This is a genomic window from Streptomyces paradoxus (genome assembly GCF_014202475.1).
GTDB classification, from domain to species: domain Bacteria; phylum Actinomycetota; class Actinomycetes; order Streptomycetales; family Streptomycetaceae; genus Streptomyces; species Streptomyces paradoxus.
Genome location: NZ_JACHGV010000003.1, coordinates 511,740 through 533,152 on the forward strand (window position 1 = coordinate 511,740; position 21,413 = coordinate 533,152).

Below are 21,413 nucleotides of genomic sequence, written 5' to 3' on the forward strand. Positions count from 1 at the left end.
GGGCGGTGGCGCCGGGCACCGGCCTCAGATGCCCGCCGCCGTCGACAGGTCGCGCTTGATCGACTCCAGCACGTCCGTCGCCCTCGCGCGGGCCGCCCGGAGGTCCTGGTGGGACCCGACCGGGATCACGACCTCCAGGTAGCACTTCAGCTTGGGCTCCGTGCCGCTCGGGCGGACGATCACCCGGGCGCCGTCGAGGGTGTAGCGCAGCCCGTCCGTGGGCGGGAGTTCGGCCGTGCCCTTGGTGAGGTCGTCCGTGCGGGTGATCGGCAGGCCGGCCAGCTCCGTCGGGGGCTGCTCGCGCAGGCGGCGCATCGCGGCCGCGATGAGGGAGAGGTCCTCGACGCGGACCGAGAGCTGGTCCGTCGCGTGCAGGCCGTGCTCCACCGCCAGGTCGTCCAGCAGGTCCAGGAGCGTACGCCCCTCCTCCTTGAGCTGTGAGGCCAGTTCCGTGATCAGCAGCGCGGCCGTGATGCCGTCCTTGTCGCGTACGCCGTCCGGGTCCACGCAGTAGCCGAGGGCCTCCTCGTAGCCGTAGCGCAGGCCCTCGGCGCGGGCGATCCACTTGAAGCCGGTGAGGGTCTCGACGTGGGTGAGGCCCGCCTTCTCGGCGATGCGGCCGAGGAGGGACGACGAGACGATCGACTCCGCGAAGGTGCCGGTCGCCCCGCGGCGGACCAGGTGGGCGGCGAGCAGGGCGCCGACCTCGTCACCGCGGAGCATGCGCCAGTCGGTGCCGTCCTGGACGGCGACGGCACAGCGGTCCGCGTCGGGGTCGTTGGCGAGGATCAGGTCCGGGGCGGTCGCGCAGGCGCGCGCCGTCGCGAAGGCCAGGTCCATCGCGCCGGGTTCCTCCGGGTTGGGGAACGCGACGGTCGGGAACTCCGGATCGGGTTCGGCCTGCTCCGCGACGAGGACCGGCTCTGGGAAGCCGGCGCGGGCGAACGCGGCCAGGAGGACGTCCTTTCCGACGCCGTGCATAGCCGTGTACACCGTGCGGGCGGTGCGGGGGGAGCCCTCGGACAGGACGGCGTCCGTGCGGGCGAGGTAGGCGTCGAGGACGCTGTCGTCGAGGGTGTCCCAGCCTTCGGTGGGGCGCCGGACGGTGGTGAGGGACGGGACGGCGGCGATCTCGGCCGCGATGTCGATGTCCGCCGGGGGGACGATCTGGGAGCCGTCGCCGAGGTAGACCTTGTAGCCGTTGTCGCGGGGCGGGTTGTGGCTGGCGGTGACCTCCACGCCCGCGACCGCGCCGAGGTGCCTTATCGCGAAGGCGAGTACGGGGGTCGGCAGAGGGCGGGGGAGGACGGCCGCGCGCAGGCCGGCGCCGATCATGACGGCGGCGGTGTCCTGGGCGAAGTCGTGGGACTTGTGGCGGGCGTCGTAGCCGATGACGACGAGGCCGGCCTCCCCTTCCCTCTCGGGGGGACCCTGCTTCTTGAGGTACGCGGCGAGGCCGGCGGCGGCGCGGATGACGACCGAGCGGTTCATGCGCATGGGACCGGCGCCGAGTTCGCCGCGGAGGCCGGCGGTGCCGAACTGGAGAGTGCCGCTGAATCGGGCGGCGAGTTCGGCGTGGTCCTCGGCGTCGATGAGGCGGGCGAGCTCGGTGCGGGTGTCCGGGTCGGGGTCCTCGGTGAGCCACGCCTGGGCCTGTGCGATGAGTTCTTCGTGCACGGTGTGGTGTCAGCCTCTCCGGTGTGGTGGCGTGCGGTGCGGTGTGGTCTGCCTGCGGCGTGGTGGGGGTGCGCGTCTTCGCCTGCCGCCGGGGGTGGGTCGGGCCGCGTCGGGGGGTGTCCGTCCTCGGAACGGCGCGATGGGGTCGCGTACCGACTGACCGTTCGCTGACGCGCCAACCGCTGCGGGCGCCCCCGACACGTCCCCTTCTCGCCGTCCGCGGGTGCGGAAGCGCACCACGGCGGCTGCTTTCCCGCGCAGGCGCCCGCAACCCCCTAGGGGCGCGGGGAACCGCGCGACCAGCCACTACGGGCCCGCAGCCGCCGGACGACCTGCCGAAGCGTCCCTCAGAGGCGGTCCAGGACCTGCGCGAGCAGGGAGCCCATGCGGGTGGCGCTGTCGCGGCCCGCCTGGAGGACCTCCTCGTGGTTCAGGGGCTCGCCCGTCATGCCCGCGGCGAGGTTGGTGACGAGGGAGATACCCAGGACCTCCGCGCCGGCCTCGCGGGCGGCGATCGCCTCCAGGACCGTCGACATGCCCACCAGGTCCGCACCGATGACCCGGGCCATGCGGATCTCGGCCGGCGTCTCGTAGTGCGGGCCGGGGAACTGGGCGTAGACGCCCTCCTCCAGCGTGGCGTCGACCTCCTTGCACAGGGCCCGCAGACGCGGGGAGTACAGGTCGGTGAGGTCGACGAAGTTCGCGCCGATGATGGGGGAGGTGGCGGTGAGGTTGATGTGGTCACTGATGAGGACCGGCTGGCCGGGGCGCATGCCCTCGCGCAGGCCGCCGCAGCCGTTGGTGAGGACGACCGTCTTGCAGCCGGCCGACACCGCGGTGCGGACACCGTGGGCGACCGCGGCCACCCCGCGGCCCTCGTAATAGTGCGTACGGCCCAGGAAGACCAGGGCGCGCTTGTTGCCGATCCGGTACGAGCGGATCTTGCCTCCGTGGCCCTCCACCGCCGGCGGCGGGAAACCGGGGAGCTCGGTGACCTGGAACTCGGCCTCGGGGGCGCCCAGGGCGTCCACGGCCGGGGCCCAGCCGGAGCCCATCACGAGGGCGACGTCGTGGGTCTCGGCACCGGTGAGTTCGCGCAGGCGGGCCGCGGCGGCGTCGGCGGCCGCGTGGGGGTCGCCCTGGATGTCGTCCGGAAGAAGAGATGCGTTCACGCCGACGAGGGTAGCCGGTGAATGCCTACGCGCGTAGATGGCAGAGCCAACGGGGTGGCGATCGTTGTCTTGTCGTTTCCGACGAGGACGGCCGCCGGCCGTCAGCAGGGACGCTTGCGGAGCTCCATCACGTAGTCGTGGGGAGCGCCGGCCGACTCGGCCGCGTCGGCGATCTCGCCCAGGTAGCGGGCGGAGGGCAGGCCGCCCTCGTACGCGTTCAGGGCGAAGGCCCAGGCGGATTCCTCACCGTCCAGGGTGTGGACCCGGACGCGCGTACGACGGTAGATCTCCAGGCCCACGCCCTCCCAGCGGTCGAGCGACTCCTCGTCCATCGGGGCGATGTCGTACAGGGACACGAAGACCTGGGAGAGCGGGTCCTCCACGATCGTCGGCAGTGCGCCCTCCCAGCCCATGTGCTCGCCGCCGAAGGTCAGTCGCCATCCGTTCAGCCAGCCGGTGGCGCGCAGCGGCGAGTGCGGGGCGCGGCGGGACATCAGCCGCGCGTCGAGGTTGCCGGCGTACGCGGCGTAGAGCGACATGGGGAGAGGGTACGGCAGGCCGCCCGGCGTCACTGTCGTAACAACAGGCGCATCGGCGGGGCCCCGGGGCGGTGGCATGTTGAGCGGTGCGGGACAATGGAGTACGTGACTCGGATCGTGATCATCGGTGGCGGACCCGGCGGATATGAAGCGGCGCTGGTGGCCGCCCAACTCGGCGCGGAGGTGACCGTCGTCGACTGCGACGGTCTGGGCGGGGCGTCGGTGCTCACCGACTGCGTGCCGTCGAAGACCCTGATCGCCACGGCCGAGGTGATGACCACCTTCGACTCCTCGTACGAGGAGCTGGGGATCATCGTCGCCGACGACACCCCGCACATCGAGCAGGCCGCCCGGGTGGTGGGCGTCGACCTGGGCAAGGTCAACCGGCGTGTGAAGCGGCTCGCGCTCGCCCAGTCGCACGACATCACCGCCTCCGTGACGCGCGCCGGGGCGCGTGTCATGCGCGGGCGCGGGCGGCTGGAGGGCATGCAGGCGCTCGACGGGTCGCGCAAGGTCGTGGTGCGCACCGCCGACGGCAGCGAGGAGACGCTCACGGCTGACGCCGTCCTCATCGCGACCGGCGGGCACCCCCGTGAGCTGCCCGACGCCCAGCCCGACGGTGAGCGGATCCTGAACTGGACCCAGGTGTACGACCTCGACGAACTCCCCGAGGAGCTCATCGTGGTCGGGTCCGGTGTGACCGGTGCCGAGTTCGCCGGTGCCTACCAGGCGCTGGGTTCGAGGGTGACGCTCGTGTCGTCGCGGGACCGCGTGCTGCCGGGTGAGGACCCGGACGCGGCCGCCGTGCTGGAGGACGTCTTCCGGCGGCGCGGCATGAACGTCATGGGGCGTTCCCGGGCGCAGTCCGCCAAACGGGTGGGGGACCGGGTCGAGGTGACCCTCTCCGACGGGCGGGTCATCACCGGCTCGCACTGCCTCATGGCCGTCGGTGCCGTGCCCAACAGTGCGGGCATGGGGCTGGAGGACGCCGGTGTCCGGCTGCGCGAGTCCGGCCACATCTGGACCGACAGGGTCTCGCGTACGACCGCTCCGGGCGTGTACGCGGCCGGTGACGTGACCGGTGTGTTCGCCCTCGCGTCCGTGGCCGCCATGCAGGGCCGCATCGCCATGTACCACTTCCTGGGCGACGCGGTGGCCCCGCTGAACCTGAAGACGGTCTCGTCGAACGTCTTCACCGACCCGGAGATCGCCACCGTCGGCTACACGCAGGCCGACGTCGACGGCGGGAAGATCGACGCCCGGGTCGTGAAGCTGCCGCTGCTGCGCAACCCGCGCGCCAAGATGCAGGGCATCCGGGACGGCTTCGTCAAGATCTTCTGCCGGCCGGGCACGGGCATCGTGGTGGGCGGTGTGGTCGTGTCACCGCGCGCCTCGGAACTGATCCACCCGATCTCGATCGCGGTCGACAACAATCTGACCGTCGAACAGATCGCGAACGCCTTCACCGTCTACCCGTCGCTGTCGGGCTCGATCGCCGAGGTGGCACGGCAGCTGCACACCCGCAAGGAGAACGGCGACGGCTGAGGCCGAAACCGGCTCCTCGCTGGTCACGGGGAGTGTTCGACCATGCGTACGGCATAGGCGGCAGGACTAGGCCTTATACCACTTCCCGCTGCTCGGTGCGAACATCTTCTGCTATTCAGCGCAAACTGCTGAAAGCAGACGGTCGCTGGCGTTACTGTCAGTTTCGTGTTCGCTGCAGAACGTCGCCAATTGATCCTCGAAATGGTGCGAGCCAACGGGGCCGTGTCGCTCCGTGAGCTTGCCCGCGTCGTCCAGACCTCCGAAGTGACCGTACGGCGGGACGTGCGCGCGCTGGAGGCAGAAGGACTCCTCGACCGCCGGCACGGCGGTGCGGTACTGCCGGGCGGTTTCACGCGGGAGTCCGGCTTTCCGCAGAAGTCTCATCTCGCGACCGCCGAGAAGACCGCCATCGCCGACCTCGCCGCGAACTTCGTGGAAGAGGGGGAGGCGATCGTGGTCGGGGCGGGTACGACGACCCAGGAGCTGGCGCGCCGGCTCGCCCGGGTGCCCGGGCTGACCGTCGTCACCAACTCCCTCCTCGTCGCCCAGGCGTTGGCCCATGCCAACCGGGTCGAGGTGGTGATGACCGGCGGTACGCTCCGCGGTTCGAACTACGCCCTGGTCGGCAGCGGTGCCGAGCAGTCCCTGCACGGGCTGCGGGTGTCGCGGGCGTTCCTGTCCGGGGCGGGGCTGACCGCCGAGCGGGGGCTGTCCACGTCCAACATGCTGTCGGCGTCCGTGGACCGGGCGCTGGTGCAGGCCGCGGCGGAGGTGGTCGTCCTCGCCGACCACACGAAGCTCGGCACCGACACCATGTTCCAGACCGTGCCCACGGATCTCATCACGCGCCTCGTCACGGACGAGCCGCCCGCCCACGACGACCGTGCGGCCACGGAGCTCCAGGCGCTCGCCGACCAGGGCGTGCAGATCGCCGTGGCCGGGGGGCAGGGGGGTTCGGCCGGGTCGGGTGCGGGGGGCCCGGGGGGTGATGCCGTCCCGGCGCGTCAGCAGCGCCGGGACGTGCCGGTGCCCGGGCCTCGGCGGCAGGCGCCGGGGGCTGGGGGGCCGTTGCGGTCTGCCTCTGCCTCGATGCTGGGTGAGCCGGGGCCCGGGGCGGAGCGGGCGCGGGTGGCGGACATGCGGCGGCGGTAGACGGCGCCGGCTGTTTGCCTTTCAGGTGCCCGGCGTTGTTGCTGATGCCGGGTGGGTCCGCAGCCCGGCGTGACGGGGTGCCTCCCCCCCAAGCGGGGGACCCCCACGCGCACCCGTGCCGCCCTGGGGGCACCTCCCGGGCCCTAGAGGCACTGGGGGAGGCACGATTGCCCGCAGCTGAGGCGCCTACGGCGCGACCCCAGTTCGGGTCGCGCCGTAGGCGTTGGTCTGTTTTCCGGTCAGTCCTTGATCTCGCAGATGGCCGCGCCCGACGTCACCGACGCGCCGATCTCCGCGCTCAGGCCCTTGATCGTGCCCGAGCGGTGCGCGTTCAGGGGCTGCTCCATCTTCATGGCCTCCAGGACGACGACGAGGTCGCCCTCCTTGACCTCCTGGCCCTCCTCGACGGCGACCTTGACGATGGTGCCCTGCATCGGGGAGGCCAGGGTGTCGCCCGAGGCCACCGGACCCGACTTCTTCGCCGCGCGGCGCTTCGGCTTGGCGCCCGCCGCGAGACCCGTACGGGCCAGGGACATGCCCAGCGACGACGGCAGGGAGACCTCCAGGCGCTTGCCGCCGACCTCGACGACGACCGTCTCGCGGCCCGGCTCCTCGTCGGCATCGGCGTCGGCCGGCGCGGCGAACGGCTTGATCTCGTTGACGAACTCGGTCTCGATCCAGCGGGTGTGGACCGTGAACGGGTCGGACGAGTCCGTCAGCTCGGGCGCGAACGCCGGGTCCTTGACCACCGCGCGGTGGAACGGGATGGCGGTGGCCATGCCCTCGACCTGGAACTCCTCCAGCGCGCGGGCGGCCCGCTGCAGGGCCTCCTTGCGGGTGCGGCCGGTGACGATCAGCTTGGCCAGCAGGGAGTCCCAGGCGGGGCCGATGACCGAGCCGGACTCCACGCCCGCGTCCAGCCGGACACCCGGGCCGGACGGCGGGTCGAACGTCGTGACCGTGCCCGGAGCGGGGAGGAAGTTGCGGCCCGGGTCCTCGCCGTTGATGCGGAACTCGAAGGAGTGGCCGCGCAGCTCCGGGTCGCCGTAGCCGAGCTCCTCGCCGTCGGCGATGCGGAACATCTCGCGCACCAGGTCGATGCCGGCGACCTCCTCGGTGACCGGGTGCTCCACCTGGAGGCGGGTGTTGACCTCCAGGAAGGAGATCGTGCCGTCGAGGCCGACGAGGAACTCGACCGTGCCGGCGCCGACGTAGCCGGCCTCCTTCAGGATCGCCTTGGAGGCGGAGTACAGCTCCTCCACCTGCGCGTCGGACAGGAAGGGGGCGGGGGCCTCCTCCACCAGCTTCTGGTGACGGCGCTGCAGGGAGCAGTCACGGGTGGAGACGACGACCACGTTGCCGTGCTGGTCGGCCAGGCACTGGGTCTCCACGTGCCGCGGCTTGTCCAGGTACCGCTCGACGAAGCACTCGCCCCGGCCGAAGGCGGCGACGGCCTCACGGACCGCCGAGTCGTACAGCTCCGGCACCTCTTCGAGGGTGCGGGCGACCTTCAGACCGCGACCGCCACCACCGAAGGCGGCCTTGATCGCGATCGGCAGGCCGTGCTGCTCGGCGAACGCGACGACCTCGTCCGCACCGGAGACCGGGTCGGGCGTGCCGGCCACCAGCGGGGCACCGGCGCGCTGCGCGATGTGCCGGGCGGCGACCTTGTCACCCAGGTCGCGGATGGCCTGCGGCGGCGGGCCGATCCAGATCAGGCCCGCGTCCAGGACCGCCTGCGCGAACTCGGCGTTCTCGGAGAGGAAGCCGTAGCCGGGGTGGATCGCGTCCGCACCCGACTCGCGGGCGGCGTTGAGCACCTTTTCGATGTCGAGGTAGCTGGTGCCCGGCGTGTCACCGCCCAGGGCGAACGCCTCATCCGCGGCGCGGACATGCAGAGCGTCCCGGTCCGGGTCGGCGTAGACGGCCACGCTCGCGATACCGGCATCCCGGCAGGCCCGGGCCACGCGGACAGCGATTTCGCCACGGTTGGCGATGAGCACCTTGCGCACGATTGAGGCTCCCTCCTTGAAACAAGCCGAGTTTAGGGACAGCCGACACGACACTTCGACCCGTCCCCAGTGGTGAGCTTGCCCACACGGAGCGTGATGCGTGGCTCGCTCGACCCGCGAAATCCCTTGTCGCACCGCGGTACGCAGTACTCCTGCGGGAAACCCTAGCCGTCTCCTGTGGTCAAGGTCTCTGTCATCACGTGCTGCGGGCCACTCGGTTTCTTTGTCGAGTCCCTACGAATGGCCCAATGATTCTTTGCCCGCCGCCGGACCCTTGTCCCCCGGTTTACCGGTTAGTAGCGTTCGCGATGTCTTCAAGGGAAGAGGGTGGGCCCGGTGATACGCAGGCCGGTGGCGTGGGTCGTGGCGGTGGTGCTGTTCGCGGAGGCGTTCGGCGTCGCGGCGCTGAACTGGTTCCTGGGGATGGTCGTCGACCGGCAGGACATGTCGCTGGCAGGGCTGGACCCGCACATGATGTCGGTGTCGTCGAAGATCGGCGGGATCGCCTTCGGCCTCTACTTCGCGCTGTGCGGCCTGGTCGCCCTGCTCGTGGCGCTGCGGGACCGGCCCCCGGCCGGCTTCGGGCGCGTACTGCTGATCAGCGCGGCCGTCGTGCACGCCCTGCTGGGCGCGTTCACCTGGGGCCTCGTCGGCTGGACCGCGTTCCTGTTCATGGTGCTGGTCCTCGCCCTGATCGTGCTGCTGCTGATGACGTACGACCGTCCGGCCGAGCCCGCCGACGCCGCTCCCGGAAGCGGGAAGAGCGGCGACGGGTCCCCGGTCACTTCTCCGCCGGCGCCCACAACTCCGTGATGCCGACGCCCAGTTCCGCCAGCAGCCGCCGCACCAGGGGCAGGCTGATGCCGATGACGTTGCCGTGGTCGCCGTCGATGCCGTCGATGAACGGGGCGGAACGGCCGTCCAGGGTGAACGCCCCGGCGACGTAGAGCGGTTCGCCGGAGGCGACGTAGGCGGCGATCTCCTCGTCCGTGGGGTCGCCGAAGTGGACGACCGTGGACGCGGTGGCGGAGACGTAGCGGCCGGTGAGCGTGTCGTAGACGCAGTGGCCGGTCTGGAGGGTGCCGGCGCGGCCGCGCATCGACTTCCAGCGGGCGGTGGCCTCCTCGGCGTCCGCGGGCTTGCCGAGGGCCTGGCCGTCCAGGTCGAGCACCGAGTCGCAGCCGATCACGAGCGCGCCCTTGACGTCCGGCCGGGCCGCCACGACGGACGCCTTCGCCTCGGCCAGGGCGAGTGCCAGCTCGGCGGGGGTGGGGGCGGTGACGGCGTCCTCGTCGACGCCGCTCACGATCACCTCGGGGGCGAGGCCGGCCTGGCGGAGCAGCCCGAGCCGGGCGGGGGACTGGGAGGCGAGGACGAGTCGCCTGCGGCGCTGAGCGGTCATGCAGTCAGGTTAGTCACACGGGTGAGGCCGACTCACCTCATGCCGATCACCAGCATGGCCACGAACGTGGCCAACGCCATGAGAACGCCCAGCCGCCGGAGCATGTCCTGCATGTCGCGGAGTTCTTTCGGCGGTTCGTTCTCGGGGTCGGACCACAGCATGAGTCCAGCGTGCGGCTTGGCAGAGCGGGGCGCCTGAGTAGGGGTACTCAAATCGGCGCCCCGCGTTGTTCCGCCGTGCGCGGTTCCCCGCGCCCTTGGGGCGAGAGCTCTAGCCCGGCCAGTAGGTACGGCCCCACGCCGCCGGCCCCGGCTGGGGCAGGCGGTGGGCCGCGATGCGGGACGGGTCGGACCAGGAATCGCGGGACGTCGGCGCGCCGGGCGGGGCGGCTGCCGCCGCCGCGGCGCGGGCCCTGACCACCGCCAGGGCGGCGGCCAGCTCCTCCGGGGTCGGGTTGCCCCGTACGACCTTGATCGTCATGTGGGCCTCCTGGGCTCGCTGCGGGCTAGAGGGGGATGTTGCCGTGCTTCTTCGGAGGCAGGGATTCCCGCTTGGTACGCAGTTGACGCAGGCCGCGTACGACGTGGCGGCGGGTGTCGGAGGGCAGGATCACGGCGTCGATGTAGCCGCGCTCGGCCGCGACGTAGGGGTTGAGGAGGGCGTCCTCGTACTCCTGGATCAGCCGGGCGCGGACCGCCTCCAGGTCCTCCCCGCCCGCCTCCGCCTCGGCGATGGTGCGGCGGTGCAGGATGTTGACCGCGCCCTGGGCGCCCATGACGGCGATCTGGGCGGTGGGCCAGGCGAGGTTGAGGTCGGCGCCCAGGTGCTTGGAGCCCATGACGTCGTAGGCGCCGCCGAACGCCTTGCGCGTGATGATCGTGATCAGCGGGACGGTCGCCTCGGCGTAGGCGTAGATCAGCTTGGCGCCGCGGCGGATGATGCCGTCGTGCTCCTGGTCGACGCCGGGCAGGAAGCCGGGGACGTCGACGAAGGTGATGACCGGGACGTTGAAGGCGTCGCAGGTGCGCACGAAGCGGGCGGCCTTCTCGCTGGCCTTGATGTCCAGGCACCCGGCGAGCTGCGTCGGCTGGTTGGCGATGATGCCGACCGGGTGGCCCTCGACCCGGCCGAAGCCGGTGACGATGTTCGGCGCGTACAGCGGCTGCGTCTCGAAGAACTCGGCGTCGTCCAGGACGTGCTCGATCACCGTGTGCATGTCGTAAGGCTGGTTCGCGCTGTCCGGGACGATCGCGTCCAGCTCGCGGTCCTCGTCGCTGACCTCCAGGTCGGCCTCCTCGGGGAAGGCCGGTGGCTCGGAGAGGTTGTTGGACGGCAGGTACGACAGCAGCTGCTTGATGTACTCGATGGCGTCCTTCTCGTCGCCCGCCATGTGGTGGGCGACTCCGGAGGTCGCGTTGTGGGTGCGGGCGCCGCCGAGCTCCTCGAAGCCGACGTCCTCTCCGGTGACGGTCTTGATGACGTCGGGGCCGGTGATGAACATGTGCGAGGTCTGGTCGACCATGACCGTGAAGTCGGTGATGGCCGGGGAGTAGACCGCGCCGCCCGCGCACGGCCCGACGACCAGGCTGATCTGCGGGATGACGCCGGAGGCGTGCGTGTTGCGGCGGAAGATCTCGCCGTAGGCGCCGAGCGAGGCGACGCCCTCCTGGATGCGGGCACCACCGGAGTCGTTGATCCCGATGACGGGGCACCCGGTCTTCAGGGCGAAGTCCATGACCTTGACGATCTTCTGCCCGTAGACCTCGCCGAGGGCACCGCCGAAGACGGTGAAGTCCTGCGAGAACACGGCGACCGGACGGCCGTCGACGGTTCCGTACCCGGTGACGACGCCGTCGCCGTAGGGGCGGTTCTTGTCGAGGCCGAAGTTGGTGGAGCGGTGCCGGGCGAACTCGTCGAGCTCGACGAAGGAGCCCTCGTCGAGCAGGAGCTCGACCCGCTCACGGGCCGTCAGTTTGCCCTTGGCGTGCTGCTTTTCGACGGCACGAGCGGAGCCGGCGTGTGTCGCTTCCTCGATGCGTCGCTTCAGATCCGCGAGCTTGCCCGCGGTCGTGTGAATGTCGGGCTGCTGCTGCTCTTCCGGCTCGGACATCGGGATGCGGCTCCCTGCCTGCTCAAAAGGGGGGACGGTTACTCATCCGTAGAGTAGTGGGGGGCCTCCACATCGGCAGTGCGGCGTTTACCACACCTAGGGTGGCTTGCATGACGCCGCGAGATGCATCAGAGCCGAACCGGAGCCGTTGGTCCGACCTGGACCGCCCGCCCCTCAACGTCACCGCCCTGCGCCGGGGTCTGGTGCGGCAGGGAGGGCTGTGGTCGGAGGTGGACGTGGTGCCGCGCACCGGCTCCACGAACTCCGACCTGGTCGCCCGTGCCGCGAAGGGCGAGGTGACCGAGGGCGCGGTGCTGGTCGCCGAGGAGCAGACGGCGGGCCGCGGCCGCCTCGACCGCCAGTGGACGGCGCCGCCCCGCTCCGGCCTCTTCTTCTCCGTACTGCTCACGCCGAGCGAGGTGCCGGTCGCACGATGGGGGTGGCTGCCGCTGCTCACGGGGGTCGCGGTGGCGACGGGGCTGTCGCGGGCGGCCGGCGTGGACACGGCCCTGAAGTGGCCGAACGACCTGCTGGTCACGGTGGGGGGCGCGGAGCGCAAGGCCGGCGGAATCCTGGCCGAGCGGGCCGGCGACGGCGGGGTCGTGATCGGGGTGGGCGTCAATGTGTCACTGAAGGCCGACGAACTGCCGGTGCCGACGGCGGGGTCGCTGGGTCTGGCCGGAGCGGTGAGCACGGACCGGGACCCGCTGCTGCGGGGGATGCTGCGCTCGCTGGAGGACTGGTACGGGAAGTGGCGTGACGCCCGGGGTGACGCGGGGGCGTGCGGGTTGCAGGAGGCGTACGTGGCGGGGTGCGCGACGCTCGGCCGGGAGGTGCGGGCGGAGTTGCCGGGGGATCGGGCCGTGGTGGGGGAAGCGGTGGCTGTGGACGGAGACGGGCGGCTGGTACTGGCGACGGAGGAGGGGGTGCAGGAACCTGTCGGCGCGGGGGACATCGTGCACCTGAGGCCGGCGTGAGCGCCTGAGGCAGGGCGCGGGCCAGGTGCTTCCAGCCCGTCCGGCGATCGAGGACGAGGCCGTTCAGGCCGAAGCGGGGGTCCAGGGGGCGGAGCTCCCTGGGGGCAGCGGCAGAGACGCCGGGTTCCTGTACAACCCCGGGCACCTCACCCGACGGCTGAACCTAACGGAGTGAGCTGGCGCACACCTGCCGTAGAGTTGAGGCCGGTCGATACATGACCGTGACAGATCGGAAGGGCAACACGCGTGACCGTCGACGACTCGGGTTCCGGCGAGGACGCGCAGGGCGCCGACTCCGGCGAGGATCCGCTCGCCCTGCGCCTCGAAGGGCTCATCCTGGGCGCCGAGCGCCGCTACACCCCGTTTCAGGCGGCCCGCAGCGCCGGTGTCTCCATGGAACTGGCCTCCCGCTTCTGGCGGGCCATGGGCTTCGCCGACATCGGCCAGGCCAAGGCCCTCACCGAGGCCGACGTCCTCGCCCTGCGGCGCCTCGCCGGTCTCGTCGAGGCGGGGCTGCTGAGCGAGGCGATGGCTGTACAGGTGGCCCGGTCCACCGGGCAGACCACCGCGCGGCTCGCCGAGTGGCAGATCGACTCCTTCCTGGAGGGGCTGACCGAGCCGCCCGAGCCGGGCATGACACGCACCGAGGTGACGTACCCGATCGTCGAGCTGCTCCTGCCCGAGCTGGAGGAGTTCCTGGTCTACGTCTGGCGCCGGCAGCTCGCCGCCTCGGCCGGACGGGTCGTGCAGGCGGCCGACGACGAGGAGATGGTCGACCGGCGCCTCGCCGTCGGCTTCGCCGACCTGGTCGGGTTCACGCGGCTGACCCGCCGCATGGAGGAGGAGGAGCTCGGCGAGCTGGTCGAGGCCTTCGAGACCACGGCCGCCGACCTGGTGGCCGCGAACGGCGGGCGGCTGATCAAGACCCTCGGCGACGAGGTGCTCTACGCCGCCGACGACGCGGGCACGGCCGCCGAGATCGCCCTGCGGCTGATCGAGACGATGGCGCACGACGAGACGATGCCGGAGCTGCGCGTCGGCATGGCGTTCGGCACGGTGACCACCCGTATGGGCGATGTGTTCGGTACGACCGTGAACCTGGCCTCCCGGCTCACCTCGATAGCTCCGAAGGACGCCGTCCTCGTCGACACGGCCTTCGCCGAGGAGCTGATCCGCACCAGGGACGCCCCGGCCTCGGAGGCGGAGGCGGCCGACGAGGCCGCGGCCGCGGAGAAGGAGGGCGAGGAGCCCCCGGCGTACCGGTTCGGGCTGCAGCCGATGTGGCAGCGGCCGGTCCGTGGCCTGGGCGTCGTGGAGCCGTGGCTGCTCACGCGCCGGGACAGCGCGCCGTAGCAGCCGTCGCGTCGGTCGGACGTCAGCGGCGGTCGACCGGCGAATCCACGCACAGCCCTATGACCGGCACGCACAGGCCCGGGTCGTGCGGCTTCTTCGACTCCTCGGGCTTGGGCGCCGGGGCCGGTGTGGTCCGGCGCGGCGGTGCGGGCGGGGCCGGGTCCGGGGCCGGGCGCGTGGCGTCGCCGCCCGGGGGCGTCGGGGCGGGGGCGTTCGGCGGGTTCGGTGTGTCGGGGAGGGTCGTGGGTGCCGGGGCGGCCGCCGTCGCGGCCGCGGGCGTGCCGGTCGTGGTGGACGGGGACGGTCGCGCGCCCTTGGCGGCCGGTGACGGGGTGAGGCCGCCCAGGGCCGTGGGCGAGGAGGGGCTCGCGTCGGGGGCCGCCGGGAAGGTCGCGGCCGTGCCGGCGGCGCCGTCCGTGGCGGTGGTGACGGGCTCGGGGCGGGGCCCGGCCTCGACGGTGCGGGCGTCGGGGCCCGGGCCGGAGGTCAGACGCAGGAGGATCAGGGCGCCCGCGGCGAGGGCGAGGCCACCGGCGGCGAGCAGGACCTTGCGGGAGCGGGGCTTGCGGTGACGGCCCCGGGCGCGGGGGGTTTCGGCCGGTGCCGGCTCGTGGGGCGCGGGCGGCTCCCGTCGGCGGGGTGCCGTCACGGTCCTGGTGGCCTGGTGCGGTTTCGTCGGCGTGTTCGTCGTCATCACGGTCCCTCCCCGATGCACATGCGCCCCCTGTGCGCCGTGGGGGTCGCACGCTATGCGCTCCCATGGGCGTTTGGGCCGGAGTTGCGGTGATGTCACTCGAACGGGTGGGCGGGGGTGGTGGGGGCCGAGGTGTCCGCCCTTCCGCGGGTGGGGTGCGGCTGCGATGATCGGAGCGTCGACCTTGTTAACCCGCGTTAACCGGAGGGTGTCATGAGTGAGGAACGGTTCGGGGAGTTCGTGCTGGTGCGGCGACATGAGCAGGGGCACGTCGCGGAGCTCGTCCTCGACCGGCCCAAGGCCATGAACGCGGTGTCGACGGAGATGGCACGCTCCATCGCCGGGGCGTGCGCGGCGCTCGGGGAGGACCGGGAGGTACGGGCCGTCGTCCTGACCTCGACGCACGAGCGGGCGTTCTGCGTCGGGGCGGATCTGAAGGAGCGGAACTCGTTCAGCGACGCGGATCTGCTGCGGCAGCGGCCGGTGACGCGCGGGGCGTACACCGGGGTGCTGGAGCTGCCGGTGCCGACGGTGGCGGCGGTGCACGGGTTCGCGCTCGGCGGCGGGTTCGAGCTGGCGCTGGCGTGCGACGTGATCGTGGCGGACCGCACGGCGGTGGTGGGGCTGCCGGAGGTGTCGGTCGGGGTGATCCCCGGGGGCGGCGGGACGCAGTTGCTGCCGCGGCGGGTCGGGGCGGCCCGGGCGGCCGAGCTGATCTTCTCCGCGCGGCGGGTGGAGGCCGCGGAGGCGGGCGAGTTGGGGCTGGTCGACCAGCTGGTGGAGGAGGGACGGGACCGGGAGGCGGCGCTGGCGCTGGCGGCCCGGATCGCCGGGAACTCCCCGGTGGGGCTGCGGGCGGCGAAGCGGGCGTTGCGGCTCGGGCAGGGACTGGATCTGCGGGCCGGGCTGGAGGTCGAGGACGCGGCGTGGCGGGCCACGGCCTTCTCGGGGGACCGGGCGGAGGGCGTCGCGGCGTTCAACGAGCGGCGCAAGCCGCAGTGGCCGGGGGAGTAGGGGCCGGAGCGCTCCGGGCGATATCGGCCGTCCCCGTTCGCGTCGTAAACAGGTCAGTCTGGCTGGAAACTCCCTAGCCTGGAGTGATGGGTGAGGACAGACGGCTGGCGGCCGTCGTCGCGTTGGCTCAGGGGATGGCGGCCGCACACGGGTCGCGTGAGGCGTGGCGTGCCGCGGCCGCCGGGGCGTGCCGGGCGCTGGGTGGGAGTTTCGCCGCGCTGTCGGTGTGGGAGCGGGATCTCGGGCGGCTGCGGGTCCTCGTGAACGTCGGCGAGCTGGCCGAGGGCGAAGAGGAGTTCCCGGAGGACGAGGCCTACCCGGTGCACCAGTTCGCGGAGATCACCGAGTTCCTGCACGAGCAGTGGGCCGGCGGCGGGGAGCCCGACGCCTGGGTGGAGACCGCCGAGGGGCCCGCCGCCGGGCGGCGGTCCGGGTACTGCCATCAGCGGGTCGCCGCCCTGCGCCGCCGGGGCCGCGGCTGCTGCGTGGTCGCGCCCATCGTGCTGGACGGCCGGGCCTGGGGGGAGCTGTATGTGGCCCGCCCGGCCGGTGAGGCCGTCTTCGGGCGGGCCGACGCCGACTTCGCCACGGTCCTGGCCTCCGTCGTGGCCGCCGGCCTCGCCCAGACCGAGCGGCTGGAGGAGGCCCGGCGGCTGGCCTTCACCGACTCCCTCACCGGGCTCGCCAACCGCCGCGCCGTGGACGTACGCCTGGAGCGGGCGATCGAGGCGCACCGCAGGGACGGGGCCGTCGTCAGTCTCGTCGTCTGCGATCTGAACGGGCTCAAACGGGTCAACGACACCCATGGGCACGCCGCCGGTGACCGCCTCCTGGAGCGGTTCGGCTCGGTGCTGTCGCTGTGCGGGGCCATGCTGCCGGGGGCGCTGGCCGCGCGGCTCGGCGGGGACGAGTTCTGTCTGCTCGCGGTGGGCCCGTCCGCCGACCAGGTCGTGAAGGCGGCCGGCGAACTGTGCCGCAGGGCCGCCGAGTTGGAGATCGGGGACGGGGTGGCCTGCGGGGTCGCCTCCACCGAGGACCCGATCGGGCCGGTGCGCTCGGCCCGGCGGCTCTTCCGCCTCGCCGACGCCGCCCAGTACCGAGCCAAGGCCGAGCGGGCGAGCAGGCCGGTCGTGGCAGGGCGGGCCGGGCCCGACGACCCCGTCGTACGGCTGGCGGACGAGCCGTCCCAGGAGGCCGACGGCGAGCGCCGGCGGTTCCGGGGCCGGCACGCGCCCTGACCCAGGCCCGGGGTGTGACGTATTCGGTAAGGGGTGAACGCCGCCCCCAGTGGTGACATCATCGAATTCACTGCGTACGCTCCTGAATATGGATATGCACACTGTGGTGGTGGGGACGTCCGGGGTGACCGCGTCCGACGTGCTCGCCGTGGCGCGCGGCGGCGCCCGCGTCGAGCTCTCCGAGGAGGCCGTGGCCGCCCTCGCCGCGGCCCGCGAGATCGTGGACGCGCTGGCGGCCAAGCCGGATCCCGTGTACGGCGTGAGCACCGGCTTCGGGGCGCTGGCGACCCGGCACATCAGCCCCGAGCTGCGCGCCCAGCTCCAGCGCAACATCGTCCGCTCGCACGCCGCCGGGATGGGCCCGGCCGTCGAGCGGGAAGTCGTGCGCGCCCTGATGTTCCTGCGGCTGAAGACCGTCTGCTCCGGGCACACCGGCGTCCGCCCCGAGGTCGCGCAGACCATGGCCGACCTCCTCAACGCCGGGATCACCCCGGTCGTGCACGAGTACGGCTCCCTCGGCTGCTCCGGCGACCTCGCGCCGCTGTCCCACTGCGCGCTGGCGCTCATGGGCGAGGGCGACGCCGAAGGCCCCGACGGTGTCGTACGCCCGGCCGCCGAACTCCTCGCCGCGCACGGCATCCAGCCGGTCGAACTGCGCGAGAAGGAGGGCCTCGCCCTCCTCAACGGCACCGACGGCATGCTCGGCATGCTGGTGATGGCCCTGGCCGACCTGGACACCCTCTACCGGTCCGCCGACGTCACCGCCGCCCTGTCCCTGGAGGCCCTGCTCGGCACCGACAAGGTCCTCGCCCCCGAACTGCACGCCATCCGGCCGCACCCGGGCCAGGCCGCCAGTGCCGCCAACATGCTGGCCGTGCTGAAGGGCTCCGGCCTGACCGGCCATCACCAGGACGACGCACCGCGCGTCCAGGACGCCTACTCGGTGCGCTGCGCCCCGCAGGTCGCCGGCGCCGGGCGGGACACCATGACCCACGCCCGGCTGGTCGCCGACCGTGAGCTGGCGTCCGCGGTGGACAACCCGGTCGTGCTGCCCGACGGACGGGTGGAGTCCAACGGCAACTTCCACGGGGCGCCGGTCGCCTACGTCCTGGACTTCCTCGCCATCGCCGCCGCCGACCTCGGATCCATCGCCGAGCGGCGCACCGACCGGCTGCTCGACAAGAACCGCAGCCACGGCCTGCCGCCGTTCCTCGCCGACGACGCCGGTGTGGACTCGGGCCTGATGATCGCTCAGTACACGCAGGCAGCGCTGGTGAGCGAGCTGAAGCGGCTCGCCGTACCGGCGTCCGCCGACTCGATCCCGTCCTCCGCCATGCAGGAGGACCACGTCTCGATGGGCTGGTCGGCGGCGCGCAAGCTGCGCACGGCCGTCGACAACCTCACCCGTGTGATCGCCATCGAGCTCTACGCCGCCACGCGCGCGGTGGAGTTGCGCGAGGGGCTGACCCCGGCGCCCGCGTCGCGGGCGGTCATCGACGCCGTACGGGAGGCGGGAGTCCAGGGGGCCGGGCCGGACCGGTTCCTCGCGCCCGACCTCGCCGCGGCGGACGCGTTCGTGCGCGACGGGCGGCTCCTGGCGGCGGTCGAGAAGGTCACCGGGCCGCTCCAGTAGGGCCGGAGGGGCCCTGTCGTCAGGGTGGGCGGGGTCCTGCCGGCCGGCGGGACCCCGCCTCAACCGCTGTCAGAAACCGAGACGTTCCCGGCGCACCGAGTACACGACGAACCCGGCGCCCAGCGTGAGGCAGAAGGTCCCGCCGATCACGTACGGCGTGCTGTCGAAGCTGCCGGTGTCGGCGAGGCGGGTGCCCGTGACGGAGGCGTCCGCGGTCGTGGCGGCGATCCGCGCCTGCTCTGTGACCTGCGGCGACGGACTGGCTGAGACCGCGTCTCTCACCGGGGAGTTCGACGTCGCGTTCGCGGACGGAACGAACCACAGGGCGCCCAGCAGGGACGCCGCGGCGGTGGCGGTCAGCAACGGTCGGCGAGCGGATGACACGGAATATCGATCCCCTTGTGGCGCTGGCGAATTGGCCGTGTGGGGCGATGTTAGTGAAAGTCGCGGGTCACGGGAAAGTCACGGGAGGACCTGGACGTACGCTCGCGCCATGAGCACTCCAGAGACATCACGTTTTGTACGGCTTCGGGTGGAAGTCGTTCTCGAGGTCGACGACGCGGACGCGGTCACCAAGTCCGCGCTGCGCCGGATCGCCGACGACGCGGAGATGCCGGCGGCGGAGCGGGCCCACGCCGAGAGCGCCGTGACGGAAGACACCGCGGAGGCCCTCGCCTACCTCGTGGACCCGTTCGACCTGGTCAGCCAGGTGCCGGGGGTGGAACTCCAGCAGGCCTCCTGGAGCAGCGAGCGGGTCGACTACGACCCCGATTCGCCCGACTGGGACCTCGACGAGGATGATGGCGACGACAGCGACGGCTGAACGTCCGGGAAATTCGTGACCCCGGGCGGCAACCGCCGCCCGGGGTCTTCGCGTCTCAAACGGCGCACCGACCACACCCGTATCGCCCGCACCGTCCGTCACGGACGTGGTGATCCCCACACCTGCGTGACATGGGGAACCCGACGAACCGGTCGTAGCGTTGAAAGTTCGGGACGAGGACTCACGAGTGGCGGCGGGGGCACTCAGTCGTGACGGGGACACTCGGGGTTCTGGGGAAATCGGCAACGATGGAGAAGCGTGTGATGACGGTCAGTAAGCGGCGCAAGGGCCTGACGGTCGCGTCCGCACTGCTCGGCGGGGTCCTGATGCTCTCGGCGTGTTCCGGAGGCGACGACAGTGCCTCCGGGGGCGACGGCGGCGACAGCTCCCAGTCGAAGGTCGACGAGGCAGCGGCGAAGAAGACCTCCGAGGCCCAGATCAAGATCACACCCGATGACGGCTCCGACAACGCCTCCATCAACAACTCCGCCGCCGTGACCGTGAGCAAGGGCACGCTCACCGACGTGAAGATGACGACGTCGGAGGGCACGGAGGTCAGCGGCCAGATATCCGCCGACAAGACCAGCTGGAAGCCGACCGCCCAGCTGGAGCGGTCCACGACCTACAAGCTGTCGGCCGAGGCGAAGGACTCCGACGGACGCGTCGCCCACGAGAACGCCTCGTTCACGACGGTCTCCCCGGCCAACAGCTTCATCGGCAACTTCACCCCGGACGACGGCACCACCGTGGGCGTCGGCATGCCGGTCTCGATCAACTTCGACAAGGCGATCACCAACAAGGCCGCCGTCCAGAAGGGCATCAAGGTCAGCACGACCGGCGGCCAGGAGGTCGCCTGCCACTGGTTCAACGCGAACCGCATGGACTGCCGGCCCGAGGACTACTGGAAGGAAGGCTCCACCGTCACGCTGAAGCTCGCGCTGGACGGTGTCGAGGGAGCCAAGGGCGTCTTCGGCGTCCAGCAGAAGACGGTCACCTTCAAGGTCGGCCGCAACCAGGTCTCGTACGTCGACGCGAAGACCAAGCAGATGAAGATCACGCAGGACGGCAAGGTCGTCCGCACGATCCCGATCTCCGCCGGCTCGCCCGAGAACAAGACCTACGAGGGCATCATGGTGATGTCCGAGAAGTTCAAGGAGACGCGCATGAACGGCGCGACCGTGGGCTTCACGGACGACGACGGCAAGGGCGAGTACGACATCAAGGACGTGCCGCACGCCATCCGCCTCTCCAGCTCCGGCACGTTCATCCACGGCAACTACTGGGGCGCGAAGTCCATCTTCGGCAGCGTGAACACCAGCCACGGCTGCGTCGGCCTGCAGGACGCCAAGGGCGCCAACAACCCGAACACCCCGGGTGCGTGGTTCTTCAAGAACTCGATGCTCGGTGACGTGGTGGTCGTCGAGAACACCGGCGACAAGACCATCGCGCCGGACAACGGCCTCAACGGCTGGAACATGAGCTGGGCCGACTGGAAGGCCGGTTCGGCGGTCTGACGGTTCGTCGGCCGCATAGACGAAGTGGCTGCACTGACGAAGCGGCCGCACTGACGAAAGGCCGCCGCCCACCCCTCCGCGGGGGTGGGCGGCGGCCTTTCGTCTCGCGACGCGAACGGGCCGCCGAGGCACTGGAGTCGGCTGGCCTCGGCGAGCGCCGCGCGCATCTGCGCGGCGAGATGTCCGGCGGTCAGCAGCAACGCGTGGCCATCTCCCGGGCCCTCGTGAAACAGCCGAAGGTGCTCCTCGCCGACGAACCCACGGCAAATCTCGACGAATCGATGCGCGACGAGATCATGGACGTACTCGAAAGCATGGGGGAGGAACTCGGCCTCACCTTCGTCATGGTCACCCACGACTCGGCCATCGCCATGAAGGCCCGCGTCTGGTGACGGTCCGGAAGGGCCGGATCACCGTCAAGGAGAACACGCGTGCGTAACCCCGCGGCCCTGTAACGGAGTTCCGACGGCTGTGTAACAGTCGGCCGACGGATTTCTTACCTCCTTCTCATCTATTGAGCACCTGATCACCCCTCGGCATACTGCCTATTCCGGGGGG

At 71.8% G+C, this 21,413-nt stretch carries 20 protein-coding genes and 1 pseudogene; 11 read left to right on the forward strand and 10 right to left on the reverse strand.

The window, feature by feature from the left end; genetic code table 11:
• Positions 1–24 precede the first annotated feature (24 nt).
• The 3 genes from HNR57_RS12075 to HNR57_RS12085 all read right to left on the reverse strand — a co-directional run bounded on the left by HNR57_RS12075 (position 25) and on the right by HNR57_RS12085 (position 3,388).
• Entirely contained in the window at positions 25–1,677 is a 1,653-nt protein-coding gene (locus HNR57_RS12075) for a phospho-sugar mutase (protein ID WP_184559645.1), read from the reverse strand.
• 347 nt (positions 1,678–2,024) lie between these two features.
• Entirely contained in the window at positions 2,025–2,849 is an 825-nt protein-coding gene (locus HNR57_RS12080) for a purine-nucleoside phosphorylase (RefSeq protein ID WP_184559646.1), read from the reverse strand.
• A gap of 101 nt (positions 2,850–2,950) precedes the next feature.
• The gene (locus HNR57_RS12085; protein ID WP_184559647.1) at positions 2,951–3,388 is read right to left on the reverse strand and encodes a gamma-glutamylcyclotransferase family protein; all 438 of its coding nucleotides are present in this window, start codon (positions 3,386–3,388) and stop codon (positions 2,951–2,953) included.
• 96 nt (positions 3,389–3,484) lie between these two features.
• On the opposite strand from HNR57_RS12085, the gene HNR57_RS12090 reads away from it, so the two are divergent.
• Together HNR57_RS12090 and HNR57_RS12095 are read left to right on the forward strand one after the other, a co-directional pair.
• Positions 3,485–4,933 carry an NAD(P)H-quinone dehydrogenase gene (locus tag HNR57_RS12090; RefSeq protein ID WP_184559648.1) on the forward strand — a complete coding sequence of 483 codons (1,449 nt, stop codon included), beginning with the start codon at positions 3,485–3,487 and terminating at the stop codon, positions 4,931–4,933.
• A 165-nt stretch (positions 4,934–5,098) separates the two neighbouring features.
• Complete coding sequence (locus HNR57_RS12095) at positions 5,099–6,085, forward strand: DeoR/GlpR family DNA-binding transcription regulator (protein ID WP_184559649.1); 987 nt, start codon at positions 5,099–5,101, stop codon at positions 6,083–6,085.
• 239 nt (positions 6,086–6,324) lie between these two features.
• On the opposite strand, the gene HNR57_RS12100 is transcribed toward HNR57_RS12095, so the two are convergent.
• A complete protein-coding gene (locus tag HNR57_RS12100; protein WP_184559650.1) occupies positions 6,325–8,097 on the reverse strand; it encodes an acetyl/propionyl/methylcrotonyl-CoA carboxylase subunit alpha in 1,773 nt (590 codons plus the stop codon).
• A 336-nt stretch (positions 8,098–8,433) separates the two neighbouring features.
• On the opposite strand from HNR57_RS12100, the gene HNR57_RS12105 reads away from it, so the two are divergent.
• The gene (locus HNR57_RS12105; RefSeq protein WP_184559651.1) at positions 8,434–8,910 is read left to right on the forward strand and encodes a hypothetical protein; all 477 of its coding nucleotides are present in this window, start codon (positions 8,434–8,436) and stop codon (positions 8,908–8,910) included.
• Here the strand turns inward: HNR57_RS12105 and HNR57_RS12110 are convergent.
• The 4 genes from HNR57_RS12110 to HNR57_RS12120 form a co-directional block, all read right to left on the reverse strand.
• Positions 8,879–9,499: a Maf family protein gene (locus HNR57_RS12110; RefSeq protein ID WP_184559652.1), complete on the reverse strand. Its 621-nt coding sequence runs from the start codon at positions 9,497–9,499 to the stop codon at positions 8,879–8,881. The genes HNR57_RS12105 and HNR57_RS12110 overlap by 32 nt on opposite strands.
• 32 nt (positions 9,500–9,531) lie before the next feature.
• Positions 9,532–9,660: a morphogenic membrane protein MmpB gene (gene mmpB, locus HNR57_RS40250; protein WP_281403879.1), complete on the reverse strand. Its 129-nt coding sequence runs from the start codon at positions 9,658–9,660 to the stop codon at positions 9,532–9,534.
• A gap of 109 nt (positions 9,661–9,769) precedes the next feature.
• On the reverse strand, positions 9,770–9,979 hold the full coding sequence (locus HNR57_RS12115; protein ID WP_031109407.1) for an acyl-CoA carboxylase epsilon subunit: 210 nt from the start codon (positions 9,977–9,979) through the stop codon (positions 9,770–9,772).
• A gap of 25 nt (positions 9,980–10,004) precedes the next feature.
• Complete coding sequence (locus HNR57_RS12120; RefSeq protein ID WP_184559654.1) at positions 10,005–11,609, reverse strand: acyl-CoA carboxylase subunit beta; 1,605 nt, start codon at positions 11,607–11,609, stop codon at positions 10,005–10,007.
• 110 nt (positions 11,610–11,719) lie between these two features.
• On the opposite strand from HNR57_RS12120, the gene HNR57_RS12125 reads away from it, so the two are divergent.
• Both HNR57_RS12125 and HNR57_RS12130 read left to right on the forward strand, forming a co-directional pair.
• Positions 11,720–12,586: a biotin--[acetyl-CoA-carboxylase] ligase gene (locus HNR57_RS12125; RefSeq protein WP_184559656.1), complete on the forward strand. Its 867-nt coding sequence runs from the start codon at positions 11,720–11,722 to the stop codon at positions 12,584–12,586.
• Between the two features lie 246 nt (positions 12,587–12,832).
• Positions 12,833–13,939 carry an adenylate/guanylate cyclase domain-containing protein gene (locus tag HNR57_RS12130; RefSeq protein WP_184559658.1) on the forward strand — a complete coding sequence of 369 codons (1,107 nt, stop codon included), beginning with the start codon at positions 12,833–12,835 and terminating at the stop codon, positions 13,937–13,939.
• A gap of 22 nt (positions 13,940–13,961) precedes the next feature.
• Here HNR57_RS12130 and HNR57_RS12135 read toward each other — a convergent pair whose 3' ends face one another.
• Complete coding sequence (locus HNR57_RS12135; RefSeq protein WP_246554470.1) at positions 13,962–14,633, reverse strand: hypothetical protein; 672 nt, start codon at positions 14,631–14,633, stop codon at positions 13,962–13,964.
• Positions 14,634–14,846: 213 nt separating this feature from the next.
• Between HNR57_RS12135 and HNR57_RS12140 the strand changes: the two genes are divergently transcribed.
• The 3 genes from HNR57_RS12140 (at position 14,847) to hutH (ending at position 18,518) form a co-directional block, all read left to right on the forward strand.
• Positions 14,847–15,647, forward strand: a complete 801-nt coding sequence (locus tag HNR57_RS12140) for an enoyl-CoA hydratase/isomerase family protein (RefSeq protein WP_184559660.1) — start codon at positions 14,847–14,849, stop codon at positions 15,645–15,647.
• 86 nt (positions 15,648–15,733) lie between these two features.
• Positions 15,734–16,885 carry a GGDEF domain-containing protein gene (locus HNR57_RS12145; protein ID WP_184559662.1) on the forward strand — a complete coding sequence of 384 codons (1,152 nt, stop codon included), beginning with the start codon at positions 15,734–15,736 and terminating at the stop codon, positions 16,883–16,885.
• A gap of 94 nt (positions 16,886–16,979) precedes the next feature.
• The gene (gene hutH, locus HNR57_RS12150) at positions 16,980–18,518 is read left to right on the forward strand and encodes a histidine ammonia-lyase (protein WP_184560386.1); all 1,539 of its coding nucleotides are present in this window, start codon (positions 16,980–16,982) and stop codon (positions 18,516–18,518) included.
• Positions 18,519–18,587: 69 nt separating this feature from the next.
• Here hutH and HNR57_RS12155 read toward each other — a convergent pair whose 3' ends face one another.
• Complete coding sequence (locus HNR57_RS12155) at positions 18,588–18,902, reverse strand: hypothetical protein (protein ID WP_184559664.1); 315 nt, start codon at positions 18,900–18,902, stop codon at positions 18,588–18,590.
• Positions 18,903–19,050: 148 nt separating this feature from the next.
• Between HNR57_RS12155 and HNR57_RS12160 the strand changes: the two genes are divergently transcribed.
• The 3 genes and pseudogenes from HNR57_RS12160 to HNR57_RS40255 form a co-directional block, all read left to right on the forward strand.
• Positions 19,051–19,341, forward strand: coding sequence for a hypothetical protein (locus HNR57_RS12160; RefSeq protein ID WP_313673461.1), 291 nt, complete (start codon positions 19,051–19,053; stop codon positions 19,339–19,341).
• A gap of 263 nt (positions 19,342–19,604) precedes the next feature.
• Entirely contained in the window at positions 19,605–20,855 is a 1,251-nt protein-coding gene (locus HNR57_RS12165; RefSeq protein WP_184559668.1) for a L,D-transpeptidase, read from the forward strand.
• Positions 20,856–20,962: 107 nt separating this feature from the next.
• Positions 20,963–21,294, forward strand: a pseudogene (locus HNR57_RS40255) (ATP-binding cassette domain-containing protein); the annotation flags it as partial.
• Positions 21,295–21,413 lie beyond the last annotated feature (119 nt).